Source organism: Ruegeria sp. CE12, assembly GCF_056537525.1.
The window spans coordinates 826,255-840,242 of record NZ_JBQFRS010000001.1; the positions used below are offsets into that span (position 1 = coordinate 826,255).

Genomic DNA, 13,988 nt, shown 5'->3' on the forward strand with positions numbered 1-13,988 from the left:
TATAGTTCGGCCATGCTTGGATCACTTGGAAAACTGGTAGAGCGCCAAATCAAAAAGGCGCAGGCCGAAGGACAGCTGGAGGGGCTGGATGGTGAAGGCCAACCCCTGCCAGACCGTTCAACCGAGGCGCAGACTGACCCGGCCCTTTCAGCCGGACACCGGATCATGGCGCAAGCCGGTGTTCTGCCCGAGGAGTTCGGGATTAAGAAAGAGCTGGACGCAGCACGAAAGGCCTATCCCACACTGACAGACCCGGTTGAACGCAAGGCCGCAATGGCGCGCATCGCGGACCTGGAGATGCAGTATAATATGGCCCGCGATGCCCGCAGGGCCTTTATGCGGTGATCATTTGAATTCCGGCTTTCGGCCTTGCATCTGGGCCGCGATGACCTCGATCTGATCCGGTTTGCCAATCAGTTCCACCTGTTCGGCGGATTCTTCCAACAAAACCTCGGCACGAGACTTGCTTTCGGCCACTTCAATCAGCCGTTTGGCTGCACGGATCGCTGATGGACTTTTGCCTGCGATGTCTTCAGCCAGCGCCAGTGCTTCGGTCAGAGGATCGTCCGACAGTTTCGTTACCAGCCCCCAGTCTGCCGCTTGTGGGGCACCAATCGGGCGAGCAGTGTAGGTCAGCAGGCGCAATACATCCGATCGGACGAGTTGCGGCAGCAGGGCCATGCCCCCCATATCCGGGATGATGCCCCATTTCATTTCCATAACCGCCAGCTTGGCCTCGGGATGTGCGATGCGGACATCCGCACCCAGGGCAATCTGCAGACCGCCACCATAGGCGACCCCCTGTATGGCGCAGATCACCGGCACCGGAACGCGACGCCAGACCATGGCAAGTTCCTGCATCTCATTGGCGTCTTCATGGCTGCGGGTCATAAGCCATTCGGTCGGATCCATATGAGCCATCTTGGCAAAGCTCCCCATGTCGAGACCGGCACAGAAGCTTTTGCCTTCACCTGACAGGACAACGGCGCGGGCATCCGAGGCCGCGACCTCCTGCCCGGCAGACAGGATCGCCTTGACCATCGCATCGTCCAGCGCATTCATCTTGTCGCCCCGGGTCAGCGTGACATGAGCAATGTGGTCTTTGTATTCGACAGATACGCGCGCCATACGAGCCTCCCAATCCTGCTTTTCAAGACAATGCCCCGAAAGGCCTACACAGTTCCACAGCGACGTCAGGGCATCTGTGATACTGGCATCCGGCCGAACCATGGTGAATCGAGCGTCATGACGTAAAACTGGTCATCTACGATTTTGCCACCGGTCGTGATCCCCAGTCGGCCATCCGGATCCTGCAGGGTCCGCAGGATGTTTCCCTGACCATCGAACTGCACGATCATCCCACGGTGGATTGGGGCTGGTCGCACCATCGGCCCCAGTCGCCAGATCACTTTGCGCAGGAACGGATAGGGCATGAGCGCTTCGGACGGCACACGCGGGCTGGCGAAGGCCACCCAGTAAGTGCCATCCCCCTGTGCCTCGAGATTGTCAGGATAGCCGGGCAGATTATCGAGCAGCACTTCGGTCTCACCCGCCCGGGGGCCTTTCAGCCAGAGCTTGTGGACTCTCGCCCGCCCCGTTTCGGCAATAAGCAGAAAGTCCTCATCCGGCGACAGTGCTACGCCGTTGGTATAGACGAAACCTTCGGCAATTTTCTCGGTCGTACCATTCGGTGCGTGTCTGGCAACATAACCGGTATCGGATTGCTCCCAGATCGTAAGAACCGAGGTCGGTTTGGTTCCGCCCATGGTTTCGGGATCAAAACGATCCGAGGAATTCGAAAAATAGACCGTCCCATCCTGCGCGACGTCCAGTTGGTTGGCATAGATCACCGGGGCACCGTCAATTTCCGATACGACGGCCTCCAAAGTACCCGGCCCGGTCCACCGCATCAGGCCTCGGAAACTGTCGGCGATGTAGAGCGCCCCGTCCGGTCCCGCCTTCAGACCTAATGGGCGACCGCCCAACCGGTCGACCTCAACCGGTTTATCCCCGTCGATGCGGTAGAGAATACCAGACAAGCTTGTGGTGTAGATCGCACCATCCGAGAGGACGGCCAGATCTTCGGGGCCGATCTCACCTTCTGGCAGAGTGATGAGCTCAAGCCCGTCCAGATGCCTGTTCTCTTCGAAATCACCTGTGAAACCCGGCGGTTCAGGTGGTTCATACGCAACTGGTGCGACCGGGACAGGCCAGAATATCAGATAGGCAAGCCCGACAAGAACCAGGATCAGAAAATAGCGCATGACACCTCCTGCAACGTTTAGGTGCACCCTGCAGGGGATGCTGCGCCAGAGCAAGGCTTGCCCCGACCGCAGGCTTACGATTATCTGCGCGCATGACTGGTCCCCGATACACCCCGCTTGCCCAATCCCTGCCCGCGACCGTGCCATTTGTAGGCCCCGAAACGCAGGAGCGTCAGCGCGGCGCGCCCTTTGCTGCACGTCTGGGGGCAAATGAAAGCATATTTGGCCCTTCCCCGCGCGCAATCGAGGCGATGCGACAGGCAGCGGGTGATCTTTGGATGTATGGCGACCCCGAGAACTTTGATCTGCGTCATGAATTGGCGGCTCATCATCGAGTAAACTCCGAGAATATCGTTGTTGGTGAGGGGATTGACGGTCTACTGGGCTATCTTGTGCGTCTGATAGTTGGCCCGGGCGATGCAGTCGTGACCTCGGACGGCGCCTACCCAACCTTCAACTACCACGTGGCCGGGTTTGGTGGGGTTTTGCACAAGGTGCCCTATACTGGTGATCACGAGGACCCTGCCGCCTTGTTCGCCAAGGCGGGTGAGGTAAATGCCAAACTGGTTTATTTGGCCAATCCTGACAATCCGATGGGCAGTTGGCATTCTGGCAAAGAAATCGTTGCGGCAATGGAGGCGCTACCCGAAGACTGCCTGCTGGTACTGGACGAAGCCTATGTGGAATGTGCGCCGGAAGGGACAGCCGCGCCTTTGGCGGCAGATGATCCGCGTGTGATCCGGATGCGGACGTTTTCCAAAGGGTATGGCATGGCTGGCGCACGGGTGGGATATGCCATTGGTGCCGCCAAACTGATCGCGTCCTTCAACAAGGTTCGCAACCATTTCGGTATGAACCGCGCGGCACAAGCCGGGGCATTGGCTGCCCTGCAAGACAACGAGTGGCTGACGCAAGTTCAGGAAAGGATCACTAAGGCACGCGAGACAATTGGGCAGATCGCACGCGATAACGGGCTGGTCCCCCTGCCCTCGGCCACCAACTTTGTCGCGATTGATTGTGGGCGCGACGGAGAATTTGCAAAGGCTGTGCTGAATGCGCTGGTGGATCAGGGCATTTTCGTCCGTATGCCATTCGCCGCCCCCCAAAACCGCTGTATCAGGGTAAGCTGCGGTGAGACCGCCGATCTGCAGGCCTTTGCCGCCGCACTGCCCAAGGCATTGTCGACGGCAAACAGCCAAATCTAATCTGTATCGGACAGTGCGGCTGCCGCGGCCTCCAGCGCTCCGGCTCCGCGCGGGATGTTCAGGGCAGCCATCGCCGTTTCGACACCCCCCAGCATACCCATCACCATCTGGCCGTTGAGATGACCCATGTGGCCCAAGCGGAAATAGGAATCCTCACACGCCATACCCAGACCGATGCCCAGCGTGAGGCCCAGGTTGGATTCCGTATAGTCGCGCAGTGGTGTGCCCCGTCCTTCGGTCAGGCGCAGCGCAGTGACCGCGCGGCTGCGATGCGCGCGATCTGAGACGTTGAGATGCAGCGCACCGCCTTCGGCCCATGTTTCACAGGCAGCCCAGACCGCCTCGGCCAGTCGCTCGTGACGCGCCCAGACATGTTCCAACCCTTCGGTATGGATCATGTCCAGCGCGGCGCGCAGACCATAGATATGGTGGGTCGGGGCAGTGCCGCCAAAATACTGATAGAACCAGTCCGGCTCAGCACGCGGTTGCCAGTCCCAATAACCCGAGACACGAGGCATCAAGGCACGTTTGGCCTTTGCCTTATCGTTGAAAAACACAAAAGAAACGCCCGCCGGGACCATCAGACCCTTCTGGCAGGCCGCGACCATGACATCCACGCCCCAGGCATCCATTTCGAACCGGTCGCAGCCCAGCGAAGCAATGCAATCCGCCATCAGCAAAGCCGGGTGGTCCAGTCCATCCAGCAAATCGCGCAGAGCTGGAATGTCGTTTCGGATCGAGCTTGAGGTATCGACATGCACTGCCAGAACACCCTTGATCCGATGGTCTGTGTCAGCCTTCAACGCCTCGGCAATCCGGTCGAAATCCCAAGGGGAAGATGTCCCGAAATCGATGAGTTCAACCTCGGCACCGATCGCACGGGCCATTTCGGCCCAGCCATGGGTAAAGCGGCCTGAAGCCGGAGCTAGAATGGTGTCACCCGGCGCAATGACGTTGGACAGCGCTCCTTCCCACGCACCATGGCCGTTGGCAATATAGATCGCCACATCATGACGTGTACCGGCCACCCGGCGCAGGTCTTCGGTCAGGGCGGGCATCATTTCGACCAGTTCACCCGCATAAATATTGGGGGATGGACGATGCATCGCCTGCAACACCGCATCGGGTATGACAGAAGGTCCGGGAATGGCGAGATAATCGCGCCCGTGCGCGAGAGAAATTTTGCTTGTCATGAGATCGACCTGTACGAATTCACGCCTACCCTAGCGTGGGCTTTCGCGACGTCAATCCATCAGAGAGGCAGCCTCGCGCGCAAGTGTTTCGATACCCGACCAATCTCCGCCAGAAACCATCTGTTTGGGCGCAACCCAGCTGCCGCCCGCGCAGACGACATTAGACAGAGACAGGTAATCATGGGCATTTGACGTAGATACGCCACCAGTCGGGCAGAATTTGATCTGCGGCAATGGTGCGCCGATGGCCTTCAAAGCGGATGCACCTCCCGAGGCCTCGGCCGGGAAGAACTTGAGCATGTCATAGCCCTTTTCGAGCAGCGCCATGGCTTCGCTTGCGGTGGCCGCACCGGGAAGCAGCGGCAAGCCTTCGGCCTCGCAGGCTGCGATCAGGGCATCTGTTGCGCCGGGGGATACGCCAAACTGTGCGCCAGCCTCTTTGGCGGCACGAACGTCTTCGGGTGTGACCAGAGTGCCGGCACCAACAACCCCGCCGGGCACTTCGGCCATGGCACGGATCGCGTCCAGCGCGGCCGGTGTACGCAACGTCACCTCAAGCGCAGGCAGGCCACCCGCGACCAGTGCCTCGGCCAGAGGACGCGCCTGCGCCGCGTCATCGACGACCAGAACCGGGACAATGGGCGCGAGCGCGCAGATTTCGCGGGTACGTTGGGACTTGGATGTCATGGCTCAGGCTCCGAATATGCTTGCACCGGCATCAGCCGGGCCGACAGTGTTGCGGAATGCGGCGAACAACTCACGCCCGACGCCGTGTTGATGAGCAGACAGATCAGCCGTGATGGGTGTCCGGTCCAGAACACCCTCCGTCAGGATTTCCAGCTCGCCGGTAACTGCATTGACCCGAAGCATGTCGCCATCCCGAAGGCAGGCAATCGGGCCACCCTCAAGCGCTTCGGGGCAGACATGAATCGCAGCAGGAACTTTGCCCGAAGCGCCAGACATGCGTCCATCGGTGACCAGCGCCACCTTTTGTCCCCTGCCCTGCAGTATCGACAGGATCGGAGTCAGAGAGTGCAGCTCGGGCATCCCGTTGGCCTTTGGCCCCTGAAACCGGACAACAACAATGACGTCATCCGTGAACTCTCCGGCCTTGAATGCTGTCTTGACCTCATCCTGATCGTGAAACACCCGCACGGGGGCCTCGACCACCTGATGTTCCGGGGCCACAGCAGAAACCTTCATAACCGCGGTACCCAGATTGCCGGTCAGACGCGACAAACCGCCTGTGGGCTGGAAGGGGTCATTGGCGGGGCGAACGATCTTTTCGTTCAGGCTGTGGCCCGCACCTTCTTGCCAGACCAGTTGCCCATCGATCAGCTTGGGTTCCTGAGTGTAGTGCTGAAGACCACGCCCCGCGACAGTCAGGGTATCGGGGTGCAGCAGACCATCTTCGAGCAACGTTCCGATGCAATAACCAAGGCCACCCGCCGCGTGGAAGTGGTTCACGTCGGCCAGACCATTCGGGTAGACCCGTGCCACTAGCGGAACCACAGCCGAGATGTCGGAAAAATCCTGCCAGTCCAGCACGATACCACCCGCGCGGGCCATTGCGATCAGGTGGATCAGCAGATTGGTTGAACCGCCTGTCGCCATCAAACCGACGATCCCGTTCACAAAGGCACGTTCATCGAGGATTTGGAAAACCGGGGTATAGTTATTCCCCAGCGCGCTGAGGGACAGGGCGCGGCGTGCGCCTTCCTCGGTCAGCGCATCACGCAGAGGCGTATTCGGGTTGATGAAGCTGGATCCCGGCAAGTGCAGCCCCATAAACTCCATCAGCATCTGGTTTGTGTTGGCAGTGCCATAAAAGGTGCAGGTCCCGGGGCCGTGGTATGCAGCCATTTCAGCGGCCATCAGTTCTTCGCGCCCGACTTCTCCGGCAGCGAATTGCTGGCGAACCTTGGCCTTTTCGTCGTTTGGCAATCCACTGGTCATCGGACCTGCGGGCAGAAAGACGGAAGGCAGATGCCCAAAGCTTTGTGCCGCGATGACCAGACCGGGAACGATTTTGTCACAGACGCCAAGGAAAACGGCGGCATCATAGGTGTTGTGGCTGAGTGAAACAGCCGCAGCCAGCGCGATCACATCACGCGAAAACAGCGACAATTCCATGCCTGCTGCGCCCTGTGTGACGCCGTCACACATTGCAGGAACTCCGCCCGCCACCTGTGCCGTGCCACCTGCGACACGCGCGGCCTGACGGATCAGTTCGGGGTAGCGCTCAAAAGGCTGATGCGCCGAAAGCATGTCGTTGTAGGCGGTGACAATGCCCAGATTTCCGGCGTGGCCCGTGGCCAATGATTGCTGGTCATCGCCTGCGCCTGCATAGGCATGGGCCTGACCGCTGCAGGACAGATGACCGCGCGCTGGCCCGGCTGAACGCGCCTGCTCCATCCGTTCAAGATGAACCGAGCGCAATGGCGCGCTGCGATCGATGATCCTTTGTGTGACATCGGTGATGACGTTGTGAACCATCTCAACCTCCGATCTGGCGCCAGCGGCGCCCGTCGCGATGCATCAGCATCAATGCTTCTTCGGGTCCGGAACTACCCTGATCATAGCGCGAAGGGCGATCGCCCCGCTCTTCCCAATCCTGAATGATGGGATCAACCCAGGCCCACGCCGCTTCGGCCTCATCCCCGCGCATGAACAGGGTCTGATCACCGCGGATCACGTCCATGACCAGACGCTCATAGGCGTCCGGCGATTTGGACTCGTCACCCAATGCATCAGCAAAGCTCATGTCCAAGGCCACGTCGGACAAGCGGAACCCACCTTGCCCCGGCTCTTTGATGGTTGTGCGCAGGGTGATGCCTTCGTCAGGCTGAAGCCGGATCACCAGCACGTTGCCGTGCAGAGGACCAACATTGGGAAAAATCGTATGTGGCGGATCGCGGAAGAACACCGCGATCTCGGATTCACGGGCGCGAAGGCGTTTTCCGGTACGTAGGTAAAACGGGACACCCGCCCAGCGCCAGTTCCCCAGATGAACCTTTAGCGCAATATAGCTTTCGGTGCGACTGGCAGGGTTGCCTACGTGATCCAGATAGCCGTCGCCACCCTTGTCCGTGCGATACTGACCGCGCGCGATATCGGTGGGTGCAACCGGCTCCAACGCTTCGATGACTTTGACCTTTTCATCCCGAACCGCATTTGGTGAGAACTTCGAGGGCGGCTCCATGGCCGTCAGACACAAAAGCTGGACAAGATGGTTCTGGATCATATCCCGCATCGCGCCGGATTGATCGTAATAGGCCCCGCGCCCCTCGACGCCCACAGTTTCGGCCACGGTTATCTGGACGTGGTCGATATGGGTGGAATTCCAGAGCGGCTCGAACAGTGAATTGGCAAAGCGCAACGCCATCAGGTTCTGAACTGTCTCTTTTCCCAGATAATGGTCGATCCGGTAAATCTGATGTTCATCGAAACACGCGCGCAGACCTTCGTTCAGCGCCTTTGCAGATGCAAGATCATGACCAAAGGGCTTTTCGACGACGATCCGGCTGTCAGATGTCGCAAGCCCCTCATCGTGCAAACGTTTCGCTATTCCGGGGAACAGGCTTGGGCCTACGGACAGGTAAAAGGCGCGAACAACATCGGGGCGGAGCGACTTTCCGAGTGCTTTCCATCCGCTATCGCCCAACGCATCGACCGGCACATATTCCACATGGGTCAGAAAGCGATCCAGAACCTCGGGTGAAAACTCTGGCGCGAACTCCTTCATTGAGGCACGAACCTGTTCGCGAAACCCGTCATCATCCATTTCAGACCGCGCTGTCGCGATGATGCGCGCGTCTTCCGGCATCTGCCCGACTTCGAACCGGTGATAGAGGCCTGGCAGGATCTTGCGTTGCGCCAGATCGCCGGTCGCACCGAACAACACAAGGTCGAACGGATGTACCGGAATTACGCGTGAGACCATTGCAAGGTTCCTTTCGAGTTCACCGCAATCAGCTTAACATGGCGTTTGGCGCAGAAGTGAGACGCGCGGATACAGATAATGTTATCGCTAACATTTGTCGTTTCAATAGAAAGACCCGTCCCAAAAATCAAGCATGGATTTGCCGGATGCGCCAGTTTCGGGCTTACAGCGCCTCATCCCTGATTACGGAGCCATTCCATAACAGACGGGCGTACCGATTGTTCCCCGCGATGGCGGGCATCTGCGATGATCTTGCGCACCTCCTGCAAATTCGATCGCAACAGCAGGCTTTTGACCGGGCCAATCGAGGCCGGGCGCATGGACAGGGTCCGGATACCCATCGCCGCAAGGCAGAGCGCCTCAACCGGGCGGCCCGCATCCTCGCCGCAGAAACTGAGCGGCGTGTCCGAGATATTGCAGCGTTCGACAATCCGTTCGATGAAGCTGAGGAAGCTGACGTTCAACGTATCATAGCGACGGCGCACCAGTTCATTCTCACGATCTGCCGCAAAGAAGAACTGTTTCAGGTCGTTGCCGCCGACCGAGATGAAATCCACCTCATCAAAGAATTTCTGCGGCGCAAAGGCCAGAGACGGGGTTTCCAGCATCGCGCCAACCTCAAGCGATTCCGGCAGAACATGGCCGAGCCGCTTTTCACGCTCGATAGTCTTGTTCACCTCCCAGCGGGCCTCGCGATATTCTTCAGCCTGCGCGACAAAAGGGAACATGATGGTCAGTGGGCGACCATCTGCGGCCCGCAGCAATGCCTGCAACTGCATCCGCATCACGCCACGCTTGTCCAGCCCAACCCGAATGGCGCGCCAGCCCAGCGCAGGGTTCGGCTCCTCCACATGTTTCATGTAGGGCAGAACCTTATCCGAACCGATATCCAAGGTACGGAATACCACACGCTTGCCGTGGGCAGCATCGAGGACACGCTTGTATTGAGCGACCAGCTCGGACCGTTTCGGCATTTGGTTGCGGATCAGGAATTGCAGTTCCGTTCTAAACAATCCAACCCCTTCGGCACCGGAATTCTCAAGCGACGGCAGGTCGGCCATCAGGCCCGCATTCATAACCAGATTGATCTGGCCACCGTCCTGCGTAATCGTTGGGGTTTCTCGGATCGACGCATAACGTTCCTGTGCCTTGGCCTGCATCGCGATCTTGTCGCGGAAGGCACCGACAACGGTTTCCTCGGGACGCAGATGAACGACACCCTGATCCCCATCGACCAGGATATGGTCGCCATTCAGAGCCTCAGTCGTGATCCGGCCCACATGTACCACCAGAGGGATTGCCAGAGCGCGGGCCACGATAGTGGCGTGGCTGCCAACTGAACCTTCCTCGAGCACGATACCCTTGAGAGAGCGGCCATATTCCAGCAGATCACCCGGACCGATATTACGCGCAATCAGGATCGGATCAGGTGGCAGATCCGCCCCGTTTGTTGCGCCCTGCCCGGTCAAAATACGCAACAGCCGATTGCTCAGGTCATCCAGATCAGCCAGCCGTTCCCGCAGGTAGGGATCGGTAACCTGGCTCATGCGCGCGCGGGCCTGCGATTGCTCTTTCTCGACGGCCGCCTCGGCGCTCAGACCGCGGGCAATGTCTTCTTCCATCCGCCGCATCCAGCCTTTGGAATTGGCAAACATCCGATAGGCTTCGAGAACCTGCAGCTGTTCCTTGTCACCGCCCTGAGAGATTTCCAGCATCTTATCGACGCCCACACGCAATTCATCAACCGCCTCGGTCAGGCGCTCCAGTTCGCGATGCGGATCGTCTGCGATGGGATTGGTAACAACCACGCGGGGTTCATGCAGCCAGACATGACCTTCGGCCGATCCTTCCTGTGCCGGACCACCACGCAGCAGAACCGATTGCTGGTGCAGGGGTGACAGGGCCGCACCTTCACCGACAAAGGCACCCAGCTCCGCCATTTCGGCCAGAACCATAGCGACCACTTCCAGTGCATAGACCTCATCAGCGGAAAATTCGCGCGCTTCACGGGACTGCACAACCAGAACGCCCAGCTTTTCGCCCAGACGCTGCACCGGTACACCGAGGAAAGAAGAAAACCGTTCTTCGCCCGTTTCAGGCATATATCGGAAGCCTTTGGCCGAGGGCGCATCGGCGGTGTTGACCACTTTGCCGCTGTTTGCGACGCGGCCCACTAGCCCCTCACCCATACGCATACGGGTTTTGTGCACCGCTTCGGGCGACAGACCTTCGGTTGCACAAAGCTCGAGCGTTTCTTCATCGCGGAACAGATATATCGAGCAGACTTCGGCCTGAATGCTGTCGGCAATCAGATGCGTGATCCGGTCAAGACGTTCCTGACCGGCGGCTTCGCTCGCCATCTCTTCGCGCAGCCGCCCCAGCAGCTTGCGGGATTCTGTTTCCGTACCGTCCGCCATCGCCCAATCGCTTTACGGTGTCAGGCGTGACCTTTGGCCGATCAGCTCAGGCCGCCTTGTCCAGTTCAAAGGCATCATGCAGTGCCTGAACAGCAAGTTCCATGTATTTCCGATCCACAAGTACGGAAATTTTTATCTCAGAGGTTGTAATGACCTTGATGTTGATCCCCTCATCCGAGAGCACCTTGAACATTTTAGCCGCAACACCCGACTGCGAACGCATGCCGATTCCGACCACCGAGACCTTGCAGACATCCTGATCCGCAACCAGTTCGGCGTAGTTCAGCTCGCCTTTTTCCTTGATCGCCAGCAGGGCCTGTTCGGCACGGGTCACCTGATTGGTGGGGCACGAGAAGGTCATATCGGTGCGACCCTCATCCGAGATATTCTGGACGATCATGTCGACATTCACGCCCTCATCGCTGAGCGCGGTGAAGATGATCGAGGCGATGCCGGGGCGGTCCGCAACCGAAACAACGGTCATCTTTGCCTCGTCCCGCGAATAGGCCACACCGGCCACTACATTGGATTCCATGATATCCTCCTCGTCGACAACCAGCGTACCGGCCTCGTCGGATTGTTCCTCAAAGCTTGAGAGAACGCGCAGTTTCACCTTGTAGCGCATCGCCAGCTCGACCGAGCGGGTCTGCAGCACCTTGGCCCCCAGCGAGGCCAGTTCGAGCATTTCCTCGAACGAAATTCTGTCCAGTTTGCGCGCCTTTTCACAGATACGCGGATCGGTGGTGTAAACACCATCGACGTCAGTATAGATGTCGCAACGCTCGGCCTCAAAGGCGGCGGCGAAGGCAACAGCGGTGGTATCAGATCCACCCCGGCCCAGCGTGGTGATACGGCCTTCGGGGCTGATACCCTGGAAACCGGCAACGACCGCTACGCGCATACCCTCGCCGAATTTCTGATTGATATTGTCGGTCGGAATTTCTTCGATCCGCGCCGCCGAGTGGGCACCGTTGGTGATCAGAGGCACCTGCCAGCCCTGCCAGCTGCGCGCAGGAATATCCATTTCCTGCAGGGTCAGAGACATCAGACCGGCGGTCACGTTTTCCCCGGACGACACAACCGCATCATATTCGCGGGCGTCATAAAGCGGCGAAATCTCGTCAACCCAGCCGACCAACTCATTCGTTTTGCCGGACATGGCCGATACGATGACAATGACATCATAGCCTTTTGCCACTTCGACACCGATGCGTTTTGCAGCACGGCGGATGCGGTCAAGATTGGCGACTGAAGTGCCGCCGAATTTCATCACGAGTACGGGCATGGGGGCAAGTGTCTCCGCGCCTTGGAATTCCGGTCCCGTGCCTCTTATGCGAGGGGGACCGCAAGAGCAAGTGGGCAAAGAACGCAAGGCTGCGCGAAAGGTGCGCTTTACATTGGAAGGTGGCAATGCCAGCGTGACGTCAACGACTTAGACCAAGAGGTTTCCCATGCTCCGTTTTGCTTTAGCCATTGCTTTAATGTCATCCCCTGCAGTCGCTCAGGTGGCGACCCAGGCCGGGACGGACGGTAAGAATGCACTGGGAACCGTTCCATGCGCTGCGCTGGCCGGTGAACCACTGCAGAGCTGTAACGCGGAATTGCGTCGCCGCGATGATGGTACAGCAACACTTGCAGTCGCCTTACCTACGGGCGAAGTCCGCAACATCTACTTTACCAATGGCGAACCGGATTCGAGCAGCTCAACGTCGCAACTCACCTCGGAAACCCGCGGCGATATTCTGGTGATTTTCATTGATCCCGGCGAGGTTTACGAGATCCCCAAGGCGGCGCTGAACACTCAGTAAGCGTGCGCGCGGCCGTCCCAGGTTTCAAAACAGCCCGAGTTATCTAGGCTGAGCGCTTCAAACCGGTCAGTCAGGCCTTCAACGGCCTGATCAGTCGTGATCTCGGCTGCGGGACCACCCATGTCCGTCTGAACCCAGCCGGGATGGTAAATACCAACGGCAATCCCATCAGCACGCAGGTCCGTTGCCAGATTGCGCCCCAGATTGAGCGCAGCCGCCTTTGACGCGCGATAGATGTAGCTGCCACCCGGCGCCCGTGTATGCGATGCCATCTGAGACGACATGATCGCGATCTTGCCCTTGCTGGCCTGCAAATTGGGCAACAGGGCCTGAACCGTCAGAAACACGCCCGTCACATTGGCCGCAAAACTCTGGGCCCACATCTCGGCCGGATAACCATCGATGTCGTGCCCTTTATCCAGATAGACGCCTGCGTTGCAGATCAACAGGTCAATGGGCCGGTCTTCAAGCAGCGACGCCACGGTCCTATGCTGTGCGGGATCCGTCACATCCAGTGCCAGATCACTGCTGCCATCCCGGGCGGTTCCGGTGACGTCATGCCCCTGAGTCCGATAGTGATCCGCAAGCGATCGGCCAATTCCACGATTGGCGCCCGTAATCACGATGTGCATGATTTAGTTGGTCTTTCTGCTGGGAACAAACGGCAGTGGCGCAACAGGGACACCATCTTCGATCAGGGCCTTCGCCTCTTCCGGCTTGGCCTCTCCATAGATCGGTCGGTCCGGCGACTCGCCCAGATGCATCTTGCGCGCTTCTTTCGCGAAATTCTTGCCAACGTAGTCAGAGTTTTCTTCGACTTTACGGCGCAGTTCGGTCAGCACCTTCTCGACATCTGCGGCAGTCGGCTCGACACTGATTTCTTTGGATTCCGGTGGCGCAACCTGTGTTTGAACTTTGGCATTTCGTGCAGGACGCACCCGAGGTGTCATGATTGCCTTTTCCACCTTCGCTGAACCGCAGATGGCACAGGTCACCATCCCGGCTGCCGCCAGCTTGTCAAAGGCTGAGGCAGACTGGAACCAACTGTCAAAGCTGTGGCCTTCACTGCATTTCAAGGCGTATTGAATCATTTGCCATCCAATATGTCGGTTGCCGAATAGATACCGACAGACATGGCAATATCAAGTCTTTCCGGCG

General features: G+C 58.8%; 13 protein-coding genes. 3 read left to right on the forward strand and 10 right to left on the reverse strand.

The window, feature by feature from the left end; all coding sequences use genetic code 11:
- Positions 1-12: 12 nt before the first annotated feature.
- Positions 13-345, forward strand: a complete 333-nt coding sequence (locus ACR0IO_RS04165; protein ID WP_480739699.1) for a DnaJ family domain-containing protein — start codon at positions 13-15, stop codon at positions 343-345.
- Here the strand turns inward: ACR0IO_RS04165 and ACR0IO_RS04170 are convergent, their stop codons facing one another.
- Positions 346-1,128, reverse strand: a complete 783-nt coding sequence (locus tag ACR0IO_RS04170; RefSeq protein ID WP_480739700.1) for a crotonase/enoyl-CoA hydratase family protein — start codon at positions 1,126-1,128, stop codon at positions 346-348.
- 65 nt (positions 1,129-1,193) lie between these two features.
- Positions 1,194-2,264, reverse strand: coding sequence for an SMP-30/gluconolactonase/LRE family protein (locus ACR0IO_RS04175; RefSeq protein ID WP_480739701.1), 1,071 nt, complete (start codon positions 2,262-2,264; stop codon positions 1,194-1,196).
- A 92-nt stretch (positions 2,265-2,356) separates the two neighbouring features.
- Between ACR0IO_RS04175 and ACR0IO_RS04180 the strand changes: the two genes are divergently transcribed.
- Complete coding sequence (locus tag ACR0IO_RS04180) at positions 2,357-3,469, forward strand: pyridoxal phosphate-dependent aminotransferase (RefSeq protein ID WP_480739702.1); 1,113 nt, start codon at positions 2,357-2,359, stop codon at positions 3,467-3,469.
- Here the strand turns inward: ACR0IO_RS04180 and ACR0IO_RS04185 are convergent.
- The 6 genes from ACR0IO_RS04185 to ACR0IO_RS04210 all read right to left on the reverse strand — a co-directional run bounded on the left by ACR0IO_RS04185 (position 3,466) and on the right by ACR0IO_RS04210 (position 12,307).
- Positions 3,466-4,662, reverse strand: coding sequence for a pyridoxal-phosphate-dependent aminotransferase family protein (locus tag ACR0IO_RS04185; protein ID WP_480739703.1), 1,197 nt, complete (start codon positions 4,660-4,662; stop codon positions 3,466-3,468). The two genes, ACR0IO_RS04180 and ACR0IO_RS04185, sit on opposite strands and share 4 nt — an antisense overlap.
- A 51-nt stretch (positions 4,663-4,713) precedes the next feature.
- Positions 4,714-5,349, reverse strand: a complete 636-nt coding sequence (locus tag ACR0IO_RS04190; protein WP_480739704.1) for a bifunctional 4-hydroxy-2-oxoglutarate aldolase/2-dehydro-3-deoxy-phosphogluconate aldolase — start codon at positions 5,347-5,349, stop codon at positions 4,714-4,716.
- A 3-nt stretch (positions 5,350-5,352) separates the two neighbouring features.
- Complete coding sequence (gene edd / locus ACR0IO_RS04195) at positions 5,353-7,158, reverse strand: phosphogluconate dehydratase (RefSeq protein WP_480739705.1); 1,806 nt, start codon at positions 7,156-7,158, stop codon at positions 5,353-5,355.
- A 1-nt stretch (position 7,159) separates the two neighbouring features.
- Positions 7,160-8,605 carry a glucose-6-phosphate dehydrogenase gene (gene zwf / locus ACR0IO_RS04200; protein ID WP_480739706.1) on the reverse strand — a complete coding sequence of 482 codons (1,446 nt, stop codon included), beginning with the start codon at positions 8,603-8,605 and terminating at the stop codon, positions 7,160-7,162.
- A gap of 173 nt (positions 8,606-8,778) precedes the next feature.
- Complete coding sequence (gene ptsP / locus ACR0IO_RS04205; RefSeq protein WP_480739707.1) at positions 8,779-11,022, reverse strand: phosphoenolpyruvate--protein phosphotransferase; 2,244 nt, start codon at positions 11,020-11,022, stop codon at positions 8,779-8,781.
- A 46-nt stretch (positions 11,023-11,068) separates the two neighbouring features.
- Complete coding sequence (locus ACR0IO_RS04210) at positions 11,069-12,307, reverse strand: aspartate kinase (protein ID WP_155145037.1); 1,239 nt, start codon at positions 12,305-12,307, stop codon at positions 11,069-11,071.
- A 166-nt stretch (positions 12,308-12,473) separates the two neighbouring features.
- Between ACR0IO_RS04210 and ACR0IO_RS04215 the strand changes: the two genes are divergently transcribed.
- Complete coding sequence (locus ACR0IO_RS04215; protein ID WP_480739708.1) at positions 12,474-12,830, forward strand: hypothetical protein; 357 nt, start codon at positions 12,474-12,476, stop codon at positions 12,828-12,830.
- Here the strand turns inward: ACR0IO_RS04215 and ACR0IO_RS04220 are convergent.
- Positions 12,824-13,462: an SDR family NAD(P)-dependent oxidoreductase gene (locus ACR0IO_RS04220; RefSeq protein WP_480739709.1), complete on the reverse strand. Its 639-nt coding sequence runs from the start codon at positions 13,460-13,462 to the stop codon at positions 12,824-12,826. The genes ACR0IO_RS04215 and ACR0IO_RS04220 overlap by 7 nt on opposite strands.
- A gap of 3 nt (positions 13,463-13,465) precedes the next feature.
- Entirely contained in the window at positions 13,466-13,921 is a 456-nt protein-coding gene (locus ACR0IO_RS04225; protein ID WP_480739710.1) for a DUF1178 family protein, read from the reverse strand.
- Positions 13,922-13,988: the final 67 nt, after the last annotated feature.